Annotated in this window: 18 protein-coding genes; 12 read left to right on the top strand and 6 right to left on the bottom strand. The window is 74.8% G+C overall.

All coding sequences use genetic code 11. The features are described 5' to 3' along the window. Positions 1-1,539: an LVIVD repeat-containing protein gene (locus tag OCU29_RS09005; RefSeq protein ID WP_261819649.1), complete on the top strand. Its 1,539-nt coding sequence runs from the start codon at positions 1-3 to the stop codon at positions 1,537-1,539. 4 nt (positions 1,540-1,543) lie between these two features. Here OCU29_RS09005 and OCU29_RS09000 read toward each other — a convergent pair whose 3' ends face one another. Both OCU29_RS09000 and OCU29_RS08995 read right to left on the bottom strand, forming a co-directional pair. Beyond that, a complete protein-coding gene (locus tag OCU29_RS09000) occupies positions 1,544-2,485 on the bottom strand; it encodes a metallophosphoesterase (RefSeq protein ID WP_258017101.1) in 942 nt (313 codons plus the stop codon). 10 nt (positions 2,486-2,495) lie between these two features. After that, positions 2,496-3,332 (bottom strand): siderophore-interacting protein, encoded by an 837-nt coding sequence (locus OCU29_RS08995; RefSeq protein ID WP_261819648.1) that lies wholly within the window; start codon positions 3,330-3,332, stop codon positions 2,496-2,498. Between the two features lie 162 nt (positions 3,333-3,494). Between OCU29_RS08995 and OCU29_RS08990 the strand changes: the two genes are divergently transcribed. Continuing rightward, the gene (locus OCU29_RS08990; RefSeq protein ID WP_261819647.1) at positions 3,495-3,653 is read left to right on the top strand and encodes a hypothetical protein; all 159 of its coding nucleotides are present in this window, start codon (positions 3,495-3,497) and stop codon (positions 3,651-3,653) included. Here OCU29_RS08990 and OCU29_RS08985 read toward each other — a convergent pair. Both OCU29_RS08985 and OCU29_RS08980 read right to left on the bottom strand, forming a co-directional pair. Further along, positions 3,650-4,783 (bottom strand): fumarylacetoacetate hydrolase family protein, encoded by a 1,134-nt coding sequence (locus OCU29_RS08985; RefSeq protein ID WP_261819646.1) that lies wholly within the window; start codon positions 4,781-4,783, stop codon positions 3,650-3,652. The genes OCU29_RS08990 and OCU29_RS08985 overlap by 4 nt on opposite strands. Then, complete coding sequence (locus tag OCU29_RS08980; RefSeq protein WP_261819645.1) at positions 4,780-5,613, bottom strand: hypothetical protein; 834 nt, start codon at positions 5,611-5,613, stop codon at positions 4,780-4,782. The genes OCU29_RS08985 and OCU29_RS08980 overlap by 4 nt, the downstream gene beginning before the upstream one ends. 70 nt (positions 5,614-5,683) lie before the next feature. Here OCU29_RS08980 and OCU29_RS08975 point away from each other — a divergent pair, with 70 nt between their 5' ends. After that, positions 5,684-6,859: a homogentisate 1,2-dioxygenase gene (locus tag OCU29_RS08975; protein WP_261819644.1), complete on the top strand. Its 1,176-nt coding sequence runs from the start codon at positions 5,684-5,686 to the stop codon at positions 6,857-6,859. 99 nt (positions 6,860-6,958) lie between these two features. Here OCU29_RS08975 and OCU29_RS08970 read toward each other — a convergent pair whose 3' ends face one another. Next, positions 6,959-8,128, bottom strand: coding sequence for an ROK family protein (locus OCU29_RS08970; RefSeq protein WP_261819643.1), 1,170 nt, complete (start codon positions 8,126-8,128; stop codon positions 6,959-6,961). A gap of 82 nt (positions 8,129-8,210) precedes the next feature. Here OCU29_RS08970 and zwf point away from each other — a divergent pair, with 82 nt between their 5' ends. From zwf to OCU29_RS08950, 4 genes are all read left to right on the top strand, one after another. Next, positions 8,211-9,725, top strand: coding sequence for a glucose-6-phosphate dehydrogenase (zwf, locus tag OCU29_RS08965; RefSeq protein ID WP_261819642.1), 1,515 nt, complete (start codon positions 8,211-8,213; stop codon positions 9,723-9,725). A gap of 14 nt (positions 9,726-9,739) precedes the next feature. Beyond that, the gene (gene edd, locus OCU29_RS08960; protein ID WP_368858980.1) at positions 9,740-11,593 is read left to right on the top strand and encodes a phosphogluconate dehydratase; all 1,854 of its coding nucleotides are present in this window, start codon (positions 9,740-9,742) and stop codon (positions 11,591-11,593) included. Beyond that, complete coding sequence (eda, locus tag OCU29_RS08955) at positions 11,577-12,203, top strand: bifunctional 4-hydroxy-2-oxoglutarate aldolase/2-dehydro-3-deoxy-phosphogluconate aldolase (protein ID WP_179614410.1); 627 nt, start codon at positions 11,577-11,579, stop codon at positions 12,201-12,203. Before edd ends, eda begins: the two co-directional genes overlap by 17 nt. 112 nt (positions 12,204-12,315) lie before the next feature. Beyond that, complete coding sequence (locus OCU29_RS08950) at positions 12,316-12,603, top strand: DUF1905 domain-containing protein (protein WP_261819640.1); 288 nt, start codon at positions 12,316-12,318, stop codon at positions 12,601-12,603. A 61-nt stretch (positions 12,604-12,664) separates the two neighbouring features. On the opposite strand, the gene OCU29_RS08945 is transcribed toward OCU29_RS08950, so the two are convergent. Then, the gene (locus OCU29_RS08945; protein ID WP_179614408.1) at positions 12,665-13,453 is read right to left on the bottom strand and encodes a hypothetical protein; all 789 of its coding nucleotides are present in this window, start codon (positions 13,451-13,453) and stop codon (positions 12,665-12,667) included. Positions 13,454-13,632: 179 nt separating this feature from the next. Here OCU29_RS08945 and OCU29_RS08940 point away from each other — a divergent pair, with 179 nt between their 5' ends. Genes OCU29_RS08940 through OCU29_RS08920 form a run of 5 tightly spaced genes read left to right on the top strand, consistent with a single transcriptional unit; the run spans position 13,633 to position 17,758 of the window. After that, a complete protein-coding gene (locus OCU29_RS08940; RefSeq protein WP_261819639.1) occupies positions 13,633-14,631 on the top strand; it encodes a pirin family protein in 999 nt (332 codons plus the stop codon). Beyond that, the gene (locus tag OCU29_RS08935; RefSeq protein ID WP_261819638.1) at positions 14,628-15,218 is read left to right on the top strand and encodes a DNA-3-methyladenine glycosylase I; all 591 of its coding nucleotides are present in this window, start codon (positions 14,628-14,630) and stop codon (positions 15,216-15,218) included. The genes OCU29_RS08940 and OCU29_RS08935 overlap by 4 nt, the downstream gene beginning before the upstream one ends. 7 nt (positions 15,219-15,225) lie before the next feature. Next, positions 15,226-15,603 carry a CidA/LrgA family protein gene (locus OCU29_RS08930; RefSeq protein ID WP_261819637.1) on the top strand — a complete coding sequence of 126 codons (378 nt, stop codon included), beginning with the start codon at positions 15,226-15,228 and terminating at the stop codon, positions 15,601-15,603. Continuing rightward, a complete protein-coding gene (locus tag OCU29_RS08925) occupies positions 15,600-16,295 on the top strand; it encodes an LrgB family protein (RefSeq protein WP_261819636.1) in 696 nt (231 codons plus the stop codon). The genes OCU29_RS08930 and OCU29_RS08925 overlap by 4 nt, the downstream gene beginning before the upstream one ends. Before the next feature lie 32 nt (positions 16,296-16,327). Continuing rightward, positions 16,328-17,758 carry an amidase gene (locus OCU29_RS08920; RefSeq protein WP_261819635.1) on the top strand — a complete coding sequence of 477 codons (1,431 nt, stop codon included), beginning with the start codon at positions 16,328-16,330 and terminating at the stop codon, positions 17,756-17,758. Positions 17,759-17,783: the final 25 nt, after the last annotated feature.

The following is a 17,783-nucleotide window of genomic DNA, read 5'->3' as shown; positions in this document are numbered from 1 at the left end:
ATGACCCGACGCGCCGGCTCCGCCCTGCTCGCCCTGACCCTGGCCGCCCTGGCCCCCGTGCTCGCCGCCCCCTCGGCGCTGGCGCACCAGGGTGGTGACCTGCCCACCAACACCCGGGCCGCCGAGGTCGCCACCGAGGGCGAGGGCGTGGCGATGGAGTACGTCGCCAACCTGCAGTACGACGACAGCGGCGAGGCGCAGAACGGCTCCGACATCGAGTTCATGCGCCTGGGCAAGCGGGAGTACGCGCTGGCCGGCACCCTGCGCGGTGGCCTGCAGATCATCGACATCACCCGGCCCCGCAGGCCCAAGCCGGTCGCGGTCTACGACTGCGACATCTCCCAGGGCGACATCCAGGTCTGGAAGCGCCGCGGCCGGGTCCTGGCCAGCTACACCGCCGACGGCACCGTGGGCGCCGCCGGCGCCGCGTCGCGCTGCGGCACCGAGCTCGGCCTCGAGGCCGGCGACGCCGGCACCGTGATCGTCGACGTCACCGATCCCAAGCGCCCCGGGACCGTGAGCTGGCTGCCGGTGCCCGCGGGCTCGCACAACATGACGATCCACCCCAGCGGCAAGTGGCTCTACAACTCCAACTCCGACCTGCTCACCGCCGGGCCCGAGCCGATCATCACCATCTACGACATCCGCCGCCCGACCCGACCGGTGAAGGTGCAGGACTTCGCGATCCCCTTCGTGCCGACCTCGCTGGGCTCGGAGTCGCACGACATCACCTTCAGCGCCGACGGCACCCGCGCCTACTCCGCGGCGCTCTCGCAGACGCTGGTGCTCGACACCACCGACCCCGCGGACCCCGCGATCATCGGCCAGATCGTCGACCCGGCCGTCAACGTCTCCCACCAGGCCGACCCGGTGACCCTCAAGGACTCCGACGGCGTCAAGCGCACGATCCTCATCGTCACCGACGAGCGTGCCGGCGCCGCGGCCTCGGTCGAGTGCCCCGGCGGCGGCCTGCACCTCTACGACATCACCGGCGACCTCGAGACCGCGCCCGCCAAGATCGGCACCTGGTTCGCGCCGGCCTACTCGGTCCAGGACGGCGCCACCTGCACGTCCCACGTGCTGCGCATCTACCCGCGCCAGAAGCTGCTGACCATCGCCTGGTACGCCAAGGGCGTGCGGGTGCTCGACATCTCCGGGCTCGCCGACGCCGCCAGCGACCCGCTGGCCGGCCCGGCCGCGATCGCCTTCGGCGACGGGGTGGGCATGAAGGAGGTCGGCCACTTCGCGATGCCCGACTCCGACGCCTGGTCCTTCAAGACCAACAAGATCAAGCGCAACGGCTCGTTCTTCGGCTACGCCAACGACCTGGTCCGCGGCTTCGACGTCTTCCGGTACGACGGCTCGACCATCGGCGACGTCAAGCCCCTCAAGCCCCGCGACCTCAAGCCGCGCCGCCAGCGCAGCGTGGGCGCCGACCGGGTCGACGCCTCCACCGCCGCCGGTCTCGCGCTGGTCGTGCCGGCGACGCTCGGGGCGCTGCTCCTGCACCGCCGGGCCGCGCGCCGCCGCCGCGACTGAGAGGTCACTCGGAGGGCAGCAGGCCGGCGTTGAAGGGGGAGTCCTTGCGCGAGATCAGCTCGCGGCGCTCCTCGGCGCTCAACGCCTCCAGCTGGGCCACCACGTCGGCCGGGAAGCCGCTGACCTCGGGTGCCGCGGCCAGCGGGACGACCGTGTGCACCACGCGGTCGGCGTACACGTGGACGGTGTTGAGGCCCTGGTGGCCGTCGACGCCGGAGACGAAGCGCTCCAGCGGCGCCGGGTCGGTGGTGTAGCACGACGCGGAGGCGACGCTGACCGGGATGCCGGCCAGCGTCGAGTGGCTGGAGTAGTGGTAGTGACCGCCCAGGATGGCGCGCACGTCGGAGCCCGCGAGCACCTCGGCCAGCAGGTGCTGGTCGGCCAGCTCGATGGTCTCCGCGGCCCGCAGCATCGGCAGCGGGATCGGTGGGTGGTGCATCGCCAGCACCGTGCCGTGCGGCGCCGGCACGGCCAGCTCCTCGGCCAGCCAGACCAGCTGGGCCGGGGTGATCTCGCCGTGGTGGTAGCCGGGCACCGTCGTGTCCAGGGCGATCACCCGCAGCCCGTCGACGTCGTGCACCCGGTCCTGGGGGGCGTGGGGGTCGGCGTCGTCGCCGAAGAGCCCGCGCGCGTAGGGCTCCCGCTCGTCGTGGTTGCCCATCACCCACACCACCTGCGCACCCATCTGGGCCGCAGCGGGCTCGACCAGCTCGCGCAGCCGGGCGTACGCCGCCGGCTCGGCCTTGTCGGCCAGGTCGCCGGTGAGCACCAGCGCCTGCGGGGCGGGGTGCACCCGCCGCAGCCGCTCGAGGGCCAGCCGCAGACCCGCCTCGGGGTCCACGACGCCGTACTGCAGGGCGCCGCCGGCGAGCAGGTGCGGGTCGCTGAGGTGGGCCAGGACGTGGCCGGCGGGCGGGTGCTGGCCCAGCTGCACGGGGGAGGTCACCCCGTCGAGCCTAGGCGACCGGCTGGGGGTGGGCGGCGGCCTTGTAGAAGCCGGAGAAGGTGATCCGCGAGGCGGGCAGCCCGAGCCGGCGCAGGTGCCGGCGCCCACCGGTGGCCAGCGACGACTCGCCGACCACGAAGGCGTAGTCGCGGGGGTCGACCGGTCCGGTGCGGCTCTCCAGCACCTCGAGGGCCCCGGCGCCCGGTCGCCCGTGGTGCCCGCCGCGCCTGACCCAGGTGACCTCGACGCCGGCGGGGTGCACCAGCCGGTGGTCGACGTCGTCGTCGGTCGGCACCTCGAGCACGGCGGTCCCCACCGCGGTGGGGGCCAGGCTGCGCAGGATGCCGCGGACGCCCGGGAGCCCGGACTCGTCGGCCGCGAGGTGCACCCGCCGGGTGCCGGCCGGCGGGTCGAACATCGGCCCCTGGTCGAGCAGCGCCACCGGGCTGCCGGGGGTCGCGCCGACCGCCCAGCGCGCCACTCTGCCCGCGAGGTCGCCCGCGCCGTCGACGTGCAGCACCACGTCGAGGTCGATCTCGGTGCCCGTGCCGGTGCGCCGCAGGTCGGCGACGGTGTAGTTGCTGCAGTGCGGGCGCTGCTCCTCCGCGATCGCCAGGTAGGCCTGCCACCACGAGCGGCCCTCGACCTCGGGCAGCACCAGGGCGGCGCCCGGGGTGGCCGGCACGAAGAGCCGGAACCAGTGGTCGTGGCCCTGCCAGTCGAACCCGTCGAGGGCGGGCCCGCCGACGGTGACGCGCTGGAAGGACGGGGAGGTGCGGGTGGTGCGCAGCACCGTGGCGCGCGACATCCGGGGGTCCGAGGGCATCAGCCGGGGCAGCTCGCTCATGGCGGCACCCTACTTAGGCAAGCCTTGCTTTACTAGACGTCCCCGGGAGTTCGGGTGTCACTGGGCTCCAGCCCGGGCAGGATGGGTGCGTGTTCACCCCCCCACCTCACCGACCGGTACACCGGTCACACCCCTCGCCACGACGTCGCCGGCCTCCCCCTGGTGGTGGTGCTGCTCCTGGTGCTGCTGGCCGTCGCCCTGCCCGCGCTCGGGCTGCTCGCGGGGGCGGGGCTGATCGTGTCGGGTCGGACCCGGCAGGGGGCGCTGGTCCTCGCCGTGTCCGTCGTCTCCTTCGGCGGCTGGCTCCTCTGGCTCGTCTAGCGCGCCGGGAGCACCCGCCCGCTGACCTCGCCGAGGGTGATCCGCCCGCCGCCGGTGCCGGGAGCGCTGTAGCGCAGCACCACCTCGTCGCCGTCGTCGAGGAACCGCTCACCGCGCCAGAGCTCGATGAGCGAGCCGACCTCGTCGTCGCCCGGGCCGCTGATCGTGCCGCTGGCGTAGAGGTCGCCGGTGCGCAGGCTGGCGCCGTTGACGGTCAGGTGCGCCAGCATCTGCCCGGGTGACCAGTACGTCGTGCGGTAGCGCGGGCGGCTGACCACCTCGCCGTTGAGCACCACCTCGACGTCGACGTCGAGGCCCCGGGTGTGGCCCGGGTCGAGGTAGTCCAACGGCTCCGGGTCCTGGCCGGGCAGGTCGCACCACGCGGCCTCGAGCGCGGCCAGCGGGGTCACCCAGTGGCTCACCGAGGTCGCGAACGACTTGCCGAGGAACGGCCCGAGCGGGACGTACTCCCAGGCCTGGATGTCGCGCGCCGACCAGTCGTTGACGCCGACGACGCCGAAGACGTGGTCGGCCAGCCCGGCGGCCGGCACCGGGTCCCCCAGCGAGGAGGGGGTGCCGACGACGAAGCCGAGCTCGGCCTCGATGTCGAGGCGCTGGGAGGGGCCGAAGACCGGGGCCTCGCCCGCACCGGGCGCCGGGCGCCGCTGGCCGCGGGGCCGCACCACCGGCGTGCCACTGGGCACGACCGTGCCGGCCCGGCCGTGGTAGGCCACCGGCAGGTGCTTCCAGTTGGGCAGCAGCGGCTCGCTGTCGGGCCGGAACATCCGGCCCAGGTTGGTGGCGTGGTGCTCGGAGGCGTAGAAGTCGACGTAGTCGGCGACCTCGAACGGCTGGTGCAGCTCGACATCGGCGAGCGGGATGCCCTCGGTGGTGGCGGCCAGCGAGGCCGCCTGCTCGCGGGTCTGGCGCCACACCTCGGGACCCAGCGCCATGAAGGCGTTGAGCGAGGGCGCCGCCATCTCGGGGCGGCCGGTCGCCTCGTGCAGGTCGAGCACCGTGTCGCCGAGGCGGACCCCCACCCGGCGCGGGCCGCCGTCGCGCGAGAAGACGGCGTACGGCAGGTGGTCGGGGCCGAAGCCGCCCCTGTCCTCGTGCGTGAGGTCGGTCATGCGAGCACCCCCAGGGTGTCGAGGTCGGCGAGCGGTTCGGAGACCGAGCAGGAGCCGAAGGAGCGGAACCAGCGGCGGGCGCCGGCGAGGTCCTCGGCGGCCACCGCGGCGGCCAGGGCGGCGCCGTCGCGCTCCTCGAGGGTGGCGACCACGTCGTCGCGACCGGCGCCGTCGAAGGCGCGCCGGGTCGCGAGGAGCACGTTGAGGAAGCCGTGCCGCTCGGCGCCGTCGTCGGCGGTGTGGCGCACCGCGCGGTGCAGCCCCGCGGTGCACTTGAAGGCGGTCTCGCGGTCGAGGGCGGCGTCGATCCAGGCCGCCAGCGTCGTCGAGGTCGGGTGCGCGTCGGGGTCCAGCCCGCCGGTGCGGAACTTGAGCAGCAGCTCGGCCGAGGCGACCTCGTCGGCCGCGGCCAGCCAGCCGTACGTCGGCGGGCCGGGCAGGGCGGGCAGCTCGACGTGCACCGCGACCTCGTCGTCGAGGTCGCCCGCGGCGCGGGCCGCGTCGACCGCGGCGACGACGCGCCGGGCGTTGCCGGCCAGGTCGTCGAGGTCGCGCAGCGCGACCTCGAGCCGGGCCAGGGTGTGCCCGTGGCGGGTGGCCAGGGCGGTGGGGCCCCCGACCTGGCCGGCGCCGCCGGTCAGCACGACCGCGAGCGGTGGCCCGGGCTCGACCTGGGGCAGGTCGGTGTCGCGCAGCACGAAGGCGCCGACCAGCGGCTCCTCGCGCTCGCGGTAGGCAGCCAGGGCGGCGTCGAGCGGGGCGTCGCCGGGCGGGAAGACCGCAGCGTCGTCGACGAGGCCGCGCCAGAGAGGTTCCGTGGTGGCAGGCACGCCGCTACTCTTACCACGACGCGGATAGCGGACACATCTGTCCGACTTTCGAACAGTGAGGAGACGGCCGGTGGCCTACTACCGACGGCTCGGCGAGGTGCCGGGCAAGCGCCACACCCAGCTGCGCGACTCCGAGGGGGCGCTCTACCGCGAGGAGCTGATGGGGGAGGAGGGCTTCTCCTCCGACTCCTCCCTGCTCTACCACCGCGGCGTGCCCTCGGCGCTCGTGGCGACCGAGGTCTGGGAGCTGCCCGACCAGACCCGCACCCCCAACCACCCGCTCGCACCGCGCCACCTGCGCCTGCACGCGCTCGAGACCGGTCCCGACGCGGTCACCGGGCGCCGCCTGGTGCTCGGCAACAACGACGTGCGCATCGCCTACGTCGTCACCGGCACCGACGCCTCCCCGCTCTACCGCAACGCCATCGGCGACGAGTGCGTCTTCGTCGAGGCCGGCAGCGGGGTCGTCGAGACCGTCTTCGGGGCGGTGGCCTACCGCGCCGGCGACTACGTGGTGGTGCCGCGGGCGACCACGCACCGGTGGCTGCCCGCCGAGCCGAGCCGGCTCTACGCCATCGAGGCCAACAGCCACGTCGCCCCGCCGAGGCGCTACCTCTCGCGCTACGGGCAGCTGCTCGAGCACGCGCCGTACTGCGAGCGCGACCTGCACGGCCCCGCCGAGCCGCTGCTGGCCGAGGGGCGCGACGTCGAGGTGCTCGTCAAGCACCGCACGTCGGCCGGCGTGGTCGGCACCCGGATGGTCTACGACACCCATCCCTTCGACGTGGTCGCCTGGGACGGCTGCCTCTACCCCTACACCTTCAACATCGACGACTACATGCCGATCACCGGCAAGGTCCACCAGCCGCCGCCGGTGCACCAGGTCTTCGAGGGCCACAACTTCGTGGTCTGCAACTTCCTGCCCCGCAAGGTCGACTACCACCCGCTGGCGATCCCGGTGCCCTACTACCACTCCAACGTCGACTCCGACGAGGTGATGTTCTACGTCGCCGGCGACTACGAGGCCCGCAAGGGCTCGGGCATCGGGCTGGGCTCGGTCTCGCTGCACCCCGGCGGCCACGCCCACGGCCCCCAGCCCGCCGCCATCGAGGCCTCGCTGGGCGCGGAGGCCTTCGAGGAGTCGGCCGTCATGGTCGACACCTTCGCCCCCCTCGAGCTCGGCGAGGCCGCCCTGGCGGTCGAGGACCCCGACTACCCCTTCAGCTGGGCCGGGCGCCGCCTCTGACGGCCGAGCGGTCACTTTCGCACCACCGACCGGTCACTTTCGCACCGACCGGAGGTGCGGAACTGACTGCTGGGTGGTGCGGAAGTGACCGCTCGTGCGTCAGCGGCGGGTGCGCAGGTGGGCGTCGACGGCCGCGGGGGACAGGGCCGCGTCGATGGCCAGGGCGGCGCAGCCGAGCAGGCCCGCGGCCTCGCCGTGGGCGGCGGGCAGGAAGCGCAGGTCGCGCACCGCGCCGGGGTGGGCGCGGGAGTAGAGGCTCTCGCGCACGCCCGCGGTGTAGAGGTCGAAGGCCGCGCCCATGTCGCCGCCGACGACGACGGCCTCGGGGTGCAGCAGGTTGACCGCGACGGTGAGCACCTCGCCGAGCTGGCGCCCTGCCTCGCGCAGCAGGTTGCGCGCGAGCGGGTCGCCGTCGAGGGCGAGGGCGACCAGGTCGCGCACGTGGCGGGCCTCGATGCCGGCCTCCTGCAGCTTCCCCACCAGCGCCCACCCGCCCGCGACGGTCTCGAGGCAGCCGGTCGCGCCGCAGCGGCACAGCAGGTCGCCGGCCACGTCGACCCGCGTGTGGCCCAGCTCGCCGGTGGTGCCGCGGCGCTCGCCCACGATCCGCCCGTCCGCGACCAGGCCCATCCCCAGGCCGGTCGAGGCCTTGACCACCAGCATGGTCGCCGCGGCCGGCACCCGGCCGAAGAGCTCCGAGCGGGTCAGGGCGGCGGTGTCGTTGTCGAGGTGCAGCGGCGCGTCGGTCAGCGTGGCGACGTACGACGCCAGGTCGACGCCGTCCCAGCCCTTCAGCACGGGCGCGTCGACGCTGGTGCCGCGGGCCGGGTCGACGCTGCCGGGCAGGCTCATCCCCACCCCGACGACGGGGGGAGTGGTCCCCTCGAGCAACCGGCCCAGGCGGGCCACCACGTCGGGCATCAGCTCGGAGGCGGCGATGCCGGGCTCGTGGTCGCGGGTGTCGCTGCTGATCTCGCGCCCGGCGAGGTCGAAGACGCCGACCTGGCTGCGGGAGCGGCCGACCGCGATGGCGAGGACGACCGCGGCGTCGGGGTCGAGCGCCAGCGCGCCCGCGGGCCGGCCGCCGGTCGAGGTGCGCTCGCCGCCCTCGACCAGCAGCCCGGCGGCGAGCAGGGCGCCCAGGCGCGCGGTGACCGCGCCGCGCGAGAGCCCGCTCAGGCGCACCAGGTCCGCGCGGGTGCCGGCCTGGCCGGTGCGCACCAGGGTGAGGAGGTCGCCGGCGGTGGAGCCGGGGCTGCGCTCAGTCATCTGGCGATTACAGCACCGACTTTTGCCCGAAACAATCGGAAGAGGGCTTGTAACGATCCAAAGTCTTTGTCACTGTTGACCCATGACCTCTTCCGACGTCGCGGCGACGCTCCCCCAGGCGTGCGACTTCACCGTCTTCGGCGGCACCGGTGACCTGGCGATGCGCAAGATCCTGCCTGCGCTCTACCACCGCGACCTCGAGGGCCACCTGCCCCCCGACACGCGCATCATCGGCGTCTCGCGCTCCGAGATCGACGACGACGGCTACCGCGCCGAGGTGCGCGCCGGCCTCGAGACGTACCTGGCGCCCGAGCACCTCGACCCCGCGGCGGTCGAGCGGCTGCTCGAGCGCTGCCACCACCTGTGCCTCGACGCCGGCTCCAGCGAGGGCTGGCACCTGCTGCACGACCTGCTCAAGGACCGTGAGCACGCCGACGAGACGGTCCGGGTGTTCTACCTCGCCGTCGCCCCGCGGCTCTTCGGGCCCACCTGCGAGCGCCTCGCCGAGATCGACGTCGTCGACGAGCGCGCCCGGGTGGTGATGGAGAAGCCGATCGGTCACGACCTGGCCTCCGCGCGCGAGGTCAACGACGCGGTCGGGCAGGTCTTCGAGGAGCGCCAGATCTTCCGCATCGACCACTACCTGGGCAAGGAGAGCGTCCAGAACCTGCTGGTCACCCGCTTCGCCAACACCTTCCTCGAGCCGCTGTGGAGCTCGCGCTGGGTCGACCACGTGCAGATCACCGTCGCCGAGACCGTCGGTGTCGGCGGCCGCGGCGGCTACTACGACCACGCCGGCGCGCTGCGCGACATGGTGCAGAACCACCTGCTCCAGCTGCTGTGCCTGGTGGCCATGGAGCCCCCGACGTACGTCGGCCGCGAGAACGTGCGCGACGAGAAGCTCAAGGTGCTCCAGGCGCTCAAGCCGATGGCCCCCGAGGACGTCGACCGCGACACCGTGCGCGGCCAGTACGCCGCCGGGCTGACCGCCGAGGGCCCGGTGCCGTCGTACGCCGACGACCTGGCCGGCCCCGACCCGCAGGACGCGCCCGACTCGTGGACCGAGACCTTCGTGGCGCTCAAGGCCGAGGTGCGCAACTGGCGCTGGGCCGGGGTGCCGTTCTACCTGCGCACCGGCAAGCGGATGGACCGCCGCGTCTCCGAGATCGTCGTGGTTTTCAAGGAGCCGCCGCACGCGATGTTCCCGGGCTCGGAGGGCGCGACCACCCCCAACCGCCTGCACATCTGCGTGCAGCCCGACGAGGGCATGCGCCTGCACCTGACGGCCAAGGAGCCCGGCCCCGGCGGCATCCGCCTGCGCCCGGTCTCACTCGACCTCTCCTACGCCGACGCCTTCGACCAGCGCTCGCCCGAGGCCTACGAGCGGCTGCTGATGGACGTCATCCGCGGCAACCCGACCCTCTTCATGCGCCGCGACGAGGTCGAGGCCGCGTGGTCGTGGGTCGAGCCCGTCCTGGCCCGCTGGGCCGACTCGTCCGAGCGGCCGCGCCGCTACCCCGCCGGGACCCCCGGCCCGTACGCCGCCGCGGCGCTCCTGGAGCGTGACGGCCGAGCCTGGCAGGAGACCGACCAGTGAGCACCCCCATCGAGATCCACCCCGTCGTCGCGGCCGTCACCGAGCGCGTCGTGGCCCGCAGCGCCGCCACTCGCGCGGTGTACGTCGAGCGCAACCGCGCCGCGGCCCAGGCCGGCCCGGCCCGCACCCGTCTGGCCTGCGCCAACCTGGCGCACGGCTTCGCCGCCGCCGAGCCGGCCGACAAGGAGGCGCTGCGCGGCACGGTCAAGCCCAACCTGGCCATCGTCACCAGCTACAACGACATGCTCTCGGCGCACCAGCCGTTCGAGACCTACCCGCGCCAGCTCAAGAAGGCCGTGATCCGCGCCGGCGGCATCGCCCAGGTCGCCGGCGGCGTGCCCGCCATGTGCGACGGCATCACCCAGGGCCGCGCCGGCATGCAGCTCTCGCTGCACAGCCGCGACGTGATCGCGATGTCGACGGCGATCGGGCTCTCCCACGACATGTTCGACGCCGCGATGATGCTCGGCGTCTGCGACAAGATCGTGCCGGGCCTGCTGATCGGGGCGCTGTCCTTCGGGCACCTGCCGACCGTGTTCGTGCCGGCCGGGCCGATGGCCTCGGGGCTGGGCAACAAGGAGAAGGCCGCGGTGCGCCAGCGCTACGCCGAGGGCCTGGCCACCCGCGAGGAGCTCCTCGAGGCCGAGGCGGCGTCGTACCACTCGGCGGGCACCTGCACCTTCTACGGCACCGCCAACTCCAACCAGCTGCTGATGGAGGTCCTGGGCCTGCACCTGCCCGGCGCCTCCTTCCCCAACCCCGGCACCCCGCTGCGCTCGGCGCTCACCGACGCGGCGGCGGCCCGGGTGACCGCGATCGCCCGCGGCGCGGCCGAGCCGGCCGCGATCGGCGACGTCGTCGACGAGCGCTCGCTGGTCAACGCCTGCGTCGCGCTGCTGGCCAGCGGCGGCTCGACCAACCACACGCTGCACCTGGTCGCCATCGCGCGCGCCGCCGGGGTGGACCTGACCTGGGACGACCTGTCGGAGCTGTCGGCCGTGGTGCCGTCGCTGTGCCGGATCTACCCCAACGGCTCCGCCGACGTGAACCACTTCCAGGCCGCCGGCGGGATGCCGTTCCTGGTGCGCACCCTGCTCGACGCGGGGCTGCTGCACGAGGACGTGCAGACCGTCGCCGGGCCGGGGCTGCGCCGCTACACCGAGGAGCCGCGGCTGCTCGAGGACGGCACGGTGACCTGGGTCGAGGGCCCCACCGAGTCGCTCGACCACGACGTGCTGCGCCCCGCCACCGACCCCTTCGCCCCCGACGGCGGGCTCCGGGTGCTCGACGGCCCGCTGGGTCGCGCGGTCATCAAGACCAGCGCCGTGGCCGGTGAGCACCGGGTCGTCACCGCCCCGGCCGTGGTCTTCGAGGACCAGGCCGACCTGCTGGCCGCCTTCGAGCGCCACGAGCTCGACGGGCGCGACCTCGTCGCCGTCGTACGCCACCAGGGCCCGGCCGCCAACGGGATGCCCGAGCTGCACAAGCTCACCCCGGCGCTCGGCGTCCTGCAGGACCGCGGCCAGAAGGTCGCGATCGTCACGGACGGCCGCATGTCGGGGGCCTCCGGCAAGGTGCCCGCCGCCATCCACGTCACGCCCGAGGCGGCGCTCGGCGGGCCGCTGGCCCGCATCGTCGACGGCGACGTCGTCACCGTCGACGCCGTGGCCGGCACCCTCACGGTCGCCGACCCCGACACGGTGCTGGCGCGCCCCGCGGCCCAGCGCCCGGAGGCGGCCTCCGACCTGGCCGGCACCGGTCGCGAGCTGTTCGCCATGTTCCGTGGCACCGTGGGCCCGGCCGACGCCGGCGCCAGCGTCTTCCCCTTCCCCGCGGCCCAGGAGGCCCCCGTTGCCCAGCACGTCTGAGTCCCTGCTCGACCTCGCGCCCGTCATCCCGGTCGTCGCCGTCGAGACCGTCGCCGAGGCGGTCCCGCTGGCCCGCGCGCTGGTCGCAGGCGGGCTGCCGGTCATCGAGCTGACCCTGCGCACCCCCGTGGCCCTCGACGCGGTGCGCGCCGTCGCGGCCGAGGTGCCCGAGATCGCCCTGGGCGTCGGCACCGTCACCACGCCGGCCCAGGCCGAGCAGGCCGCCGAGGCCGGGGCGTCGTTCCTGGTCTCGCCCGGTGCCACGCCCGGGCTGCTCGCGGCGATGCTCGGCACCGGCCTGCCGTTCCTGCCCGGCACCGCCACGGTCTCCGAGGTGCTCGCCGCGCTCGAGGCCGGTGTCAGCGAGATGAAGCTCTTCCCCGCCGAGGCGTCCGGGGGAGTGGCGCTGCTGCGCGCGATCTCGGCCCCGGTGCCCGCCGCCCGCTTCTGCCCCACCGGCGGCATCACCGTCGCCTCCGCCCCCGACTACCTGGCCCTGCCCAACGTCGGCTGCGTCGGCGGCACCTGGATCACCCCCCGCGACGCCGTCGAGTCCGGCGACTGGGGCCGCATCGAGAAGCTCGCCGCCGAGGCCGCCGCCCTGCGCTGACCAGCCCCACCCCCGACCCGTCGCAAATCTCGCGCTGACCCGGCCCAAATCTCGCGCTGACCCGGCGCAAATGTCGCGTCGACCCGGCCCGGTCCCGCGGCATGATGGGCGGGTGAGCGAGGCGTGGGAGTTCGAGGCCGAGGTCTGGCTGGCCGAGGGTGGCTCGTGGGCGTTCGTGACCCTGCCCGGCGAGGTGGACGACGACGTACGCCTGCTGGCCGGGCCGCGCTCCGGCTTCGGCTCGGTGCGGGTCGAGGTCGTGCTGGGCGCGACCACGTGGCGCACCTCGGTCTTCCCCGACAAAGCGCGCGGTTTCGTGCTGCCCCTCAAGAGCCAGGTACGCCGGGCCGAGGGCGTCGACGTCGGCGACCGGGTGCGGCTCCGGCTGGTCCTGGTGTAGATCTGCGCCGGCTCGACGCGAAGTTCGGGACGGGTCGGCGCGAGATCTGGGCCGGGTCGGCTCAGGCCGCGACCTCCTGGCGGGTGAAGCGCTTGTAGGTGAAGGCCGTGCCGAGCAGGACGACCGGCACGCTGACCAGCGCGCCGACGCCGCAGAGGAGGAAGCCGGCGCCCGCGACCAGGGCTCCGACGACGTACCAGACGAGCGCGTTGGCGAGGTTGTCGATGACCAGCCGCACGCTGGACCCGATCGCCTCGACCGCGCCCATGTCGCGGTCGATGACGAAGTACATCGTGTACGACGTCGCGAAGCCGACCACCAGCCCGGGCAGGTAGCACAGCAGGGTGCCGATGAAGGTCAGCGCCGAGACGATGAGCGCGGCGAGGACGACCGGGCCGAGCTTGTCGGTGCGGACCACGTCGCTGAAGAGGAACGGCCGACCCTCGGTGACCGCCAGGCTGGCGCGCACGAGACCGGCGCCGATCACGAGCGCGACGAGCAGCATCAGCGCGCTGACCAGGGCGCTGACCACCAGCGAGGCCACGAAGCCGGTGCCGTCGGTGCAGACGAACTCGCCGGAGGCGTCGACCCCGCACTCCGCGTCGCTGGTCAGTGCGGCGCTCAGCCCGACCCCGATGCCCCCGACCACCCCGAGGGCCACGACGAGGACCAGCGCGGAGAGCAGGATCTGCGCGACGTTGGCCTGGAACTTCGCCCACCCGTAGGCGAGGGCCTCGCCGACCGACCAGGCCGGTGGTCCTCCCGGCTGCCCTCCGGGCGGTCCCGGCGGCGGAGCGCCGTACCCCTCTCCGGGCGGCGGCGGCGGTGGCGGCGGCTGGTTGACCGACATGGCGGACTCCTTGGCAGGGGAGGGCTGGCGTGCGTCCGGTCCGCGTCAACCTAGCCCCGGCCCGGTCCGCTCGCGAGGTGGTCCAGAGCGCTGCCGGTGCAGGTCCGGGCCGGGTCGACGCGAGATTCGGGCCGGGTCAGCGCGAGATATGGGCCGGGTCGGCGGCTAGTCTCGGGAGGGTGAGCAACCCCGACCCGGACCCCGACGAGGTCACCTGCACGCCGGGCCCCCCGGCGGCCGGGGTCGAGGTGCTGCCGCCCCGGGAGGTGCCGCTCGGCGGCCCCCGCGGCATGCTCGTACGACGCACGCTCCCGCAGCGCTCCCGGTCCCTGGTCGGCGCGTGGTGCTTCATCGACCACTACGGCCCCGACGACGTCGGCGCCACCGGCGGGATGCGGGTCACGCCGCACCCGCACACCGGGCTGCAGACGGTCAGCTGGCTGTTCACCGGGGAGGTCGAGCACCGCGACAGCGCCGGCCACCACGCGGTCGTGCGGCCCGGCGAGCTCAACCTGATGACGGCCGGGCGCGGCATCAGCCACTCGGAGATCTCGACCACGACCACCGGCACCCTGCACGGCGTCCAGCTGTGGGTCGCGCTCCCCGACGCAACCCGCCACGTCGACCCCGGCTTCGAGCACTACGCGCCCGAGCCCGTCGAGGGCGTCGGCTGGCGGGCCCGCGTCTTCCTCGGCGACCTGCTGGGGCAGCGCTCCCCGGTGCGCACCCACACGCCGCTCGTGGGGGCAGAGGTGCTGCTAGACCCCTTCGCGACGCTGCACCTCGACGTCGACCCCGACCACGAGCACGGCGTGCTGGTGGACCTCGGCGCCGTGCAGGTCGACGGGGTCGCGGTGGCGGCCCACGAGCTCGCGCACGTGCCGCTGGGCCGGGGCAGCACGACGCTGGTAGCCGGCGACGAGCCGGTGCGGCTGCTGCTGCTCGGCGGCACCCCGCTGGGGGAGTCGATCGTGATGTGGTGGAACTTCGTGGGCCGCAGCCACGAGGAGGTCGTGGGCTTCCGCGAGGAGTGGCAGGCGCAGGTCGAGCGCGACGGCGAGGTCGTCGCCGACGCCCAGCAGGTCGCGCCGGGCCGCTTCGGGGTCGTCACCGGCGACCACACGCGCCCGATCCCGGCGCCGGCGCTGCCCCACGTGCGTCTCAAGGAGCGCGGGTGAGCGCAGGCGTCGGGCCCGTGGTGGGCGCCGACGACGGCGTGCCGCGCTGCCCGTGGGCGGGCGCCGCGCCGAGCACCATGCGCGACTACCACGACGCCGAGTGGGGCCGGCCCGTGCACGGCGAGAGGGCCCACCTCGAGCGGTTGACGCTCGAGGCGTTCCAGTCGGGCCTGTCGTGGGCGACGATCCTGGCCAAGCGGCCCGCCTTCCGCGAGGTGTTCGCCGGCTTCGACGCCGAGCGGGTCGCGTCGTACGACGACCGCGATGTCGAGCGGCTGATGGCCGACGCGCGCATCGTGCGCAACCGGCGCAAGATCGAGGCGGCGCTGGTCAACGCCGCGGCCACCGTGGCGCTGCGCGCCGACGGGGGTCTGGAGGCCCTGGTGCGGTCGCACGCCCCCGCGGCCCCGCCGGCCCCGGCCACGACCGCCGAGCAGCAGACCACCTCGGCCGAGTCGCTCGCGCTGAGCAAGGAGCTCAAGCGCCGCGGCTTCGTCTTCGTCGGCCCGACCACGATGTTCGCGCTGATGGAGGCGATCGGGGTCTTCGACCCCCACCTGGTCGGCTGCCACCGCCGGGGCCGGTGAGGGGCCGGTGCTGACCGGACTGCTCTGGCTCCTGGGCTGCCAGCTCGTCGGCCAGCTGGTCGTCGACGCGACCGGCGTGCCGGTGCCCGGTCCGGTGGTCGGCATGGTGCTGCTGCTCGTGGTGCTGGTCGTGCGCGACCCGCCCGACGACAGCCCCGTGCACCGCACGGCCGACGCGGTGCTGCCGCACCTGCAGCTGCTGCTCGTGCCCGCGGGCGTCGGCATCGTGGCGTACGCCGGTGTGCTGCGCGACGACCTCGTGGCCGTGCTGGTGGCGCTGGTCGGGTCGTGGTTCCTGGGCCTGGCGGTGGTCGGGCTGCTCGCCGACCGCCTGGGCCGGCGCACCCGCGTCGTCGACGCCCCCGACCCGGGCCGCGCCCCGTGAGCGCCCTGCTCGACCAGCCCCTGCTGTGGCTGGTCGTCACCCTCGCCGCCTACCGGCTCGGCCTGTGGCTGCGCGACCGCACGGGGGCCCACCCCCTGGCCCAGCCCGTGCTGGTGGCGATCGTGCTGGTCGCGACCCTGGTCGTGCTCACCGACGTCGACTACGCGTCGTACGCCGACGACACGGCGCTGATCACCTTCGTCCTCGGCCCCGCCACCGTGGCGCTCGCCGTGCCGCTGCACCGCCAGCTGGCCCGGCTGCGCGGGTTCGTGCTGCCGCTGCTGACGGCGGTGACGGCCGGTGCCGTGGTCTCGGTGACGTCCGTGGTCGGGCTGGTGCGCCTGCTGGGCGGCGACGAGCTGCTCGCGCGCAGCATGGCGCCCAAGGCCACCACGACCCCGGTCGCCATCGCCGTGTCCGACACCCTCGGCGGCCTGCCGCCGCTGACCGCCGCGGTGACGATCACGGCCGGCATCCTCGGCGCGGTCGCCGGTCCGTCCGTGCTGAGCCTGCTGCGGGTCCGCGACCACCGCGCCCGCGGCCTCGCGGTCGGCTCGGCCTCGCACGGCATCGGCACCGGCCGGATGATCGTCGACCACCCGGTCGAGGGCGCCTTCTCGGGCCTGGCGATGGGGCTGACCGCGCTGGCCACGAGCCTGGTGGCGCCGCTCCTCGTCGCGCTGATGCTCTGACGCGGGGCGGTCGCGCCGCTAGGTTCGGCCCCATGCCGGCTCCCGAGACCCCTTCGCGCGTGCACGCCGTCACCGACGACGCCCTGGGCCACCTCGACGCGGTGGGCGTCGTGGAGGCGATCGCGTCCGGCGCGGTCGGTGCGACCGAGGTGGTGGAGGCCGCCATCGCCCGGACCGAGGCCGTCGACCCCGTGCTGGGGGCCGTGGCCTGGCGGGTCTGGGAGCGGGCCCGGGCCGAGGCGGCGGCGCCGCGGGGCGGCTTCTTCTCCGGGGTGCCGACCTTCGTCAAGGACAACGTCGACGTGGCGGGGATGCCGACCCTGCACGGCACGGACGCGTTCGTGGGCCGCCCGGCCGCCCGCGACGGTGACCTGACGCGCATGTACCTGGCCACCGGCCTCGTCGCCCTCGGCAAGACCCGCCTCTCCGAGCTGGGCATGAACGCGGCCGCCGAGCACCCGCGCCTGGGCCCGGTGCGCAACCCGTGGGGGACCGGGCACACCGCCGGGGCGTCGTCGGCGGGCTCGGCCGCGCTGGTGGCGGCCGGGGCCGTGCCGATCGCGCACGCCAACGACGGGGGCGGCTCGATCCGCATCCCGGCCTCGGTCACCGGGCTGGTCGGCCTCAAGCCCACCCGCGGCCGCCTGGCCCAGGACGCGCTGCTGCGCCGGATGCCGGTGCGCATCGTCAGCGACGGCGCGCTGACCCGCTCGGTGCGCGACACCGCGGCGTTCCTGCGCGAGGCCGAGAAGGTCTACCGCGACCTGTCGCTGCCGCCGGTGGGCGACATCACCCGCCCCGGCCGCCAGCGGCTGCGCATCGGGTTCACCACGTCGGGGGCCGGGCGCAGCGCCAGCCCCGAGGTGGCCGAGCAGACGCTGCGCACGGCGGCCCTGCTCGAGGAGCTGGGCCACCACGTCGAGGAGGTCGCCGCCCCGGCGCCGGCGTCGTTCCCCGACGACTTCCTGCTCTACTGGGGCTCGCTGGCCGCCGCCTCGGTCGTCGGCGGGCGCAGCCAGCACGGGCGCACCTTCGACCGCACCCGCCTCGACGAGCTCACCCACGGCCTCGCCGACCACGTACGCCGCCACCTCCCGCGGCTGCCCGGCGCAGTGGCCCGGCTGCGGCGCACGGCCGGGGTCTCGGCGCGTTTCCACGAGCGCCACGACGTGCTGCTGAGCCCGACCCTGGCCACCGCGACGCCCCCGGTGGGCCACCTGGCCCCCGGCCTGGGCTACGGCTGCGTCATCGAGCGGCTCCAGGAGTGGGTGGCCTTCACGCCGTGGCAGAACGCGACCGGCGACCCGGCGGTCTCGCTGCCCCTGGCGCGCACCGCGGACGACCTCCCGCTGGGCATGATGCTCAGCGCCGGGCACGGGCGCGAGGCGCTCCTGCTCGAGCTGTCGCTCGAGCTGGAGCAGGCCCGCCCGTTCACGCATCTGGGCAGGTCAGAGCCGGTGTGACCGAGAGCGCGCACCCTCGATTTCC

It is taken from the genome of Nocardioides sp. OK12, assembly GCF_024341885.1.
GTDB lineage: Bacteria > Actinomycetota > Actinomycetes > Propionibacteriales > Nocardioidaceae > Nocardioides > Nocardioides marinisabuli.
The sequence above is the reverse complement of the archived record's forward strand: the minus strand, read 5'-3'. Positions and strand labels throughout refer to the sequence as shown.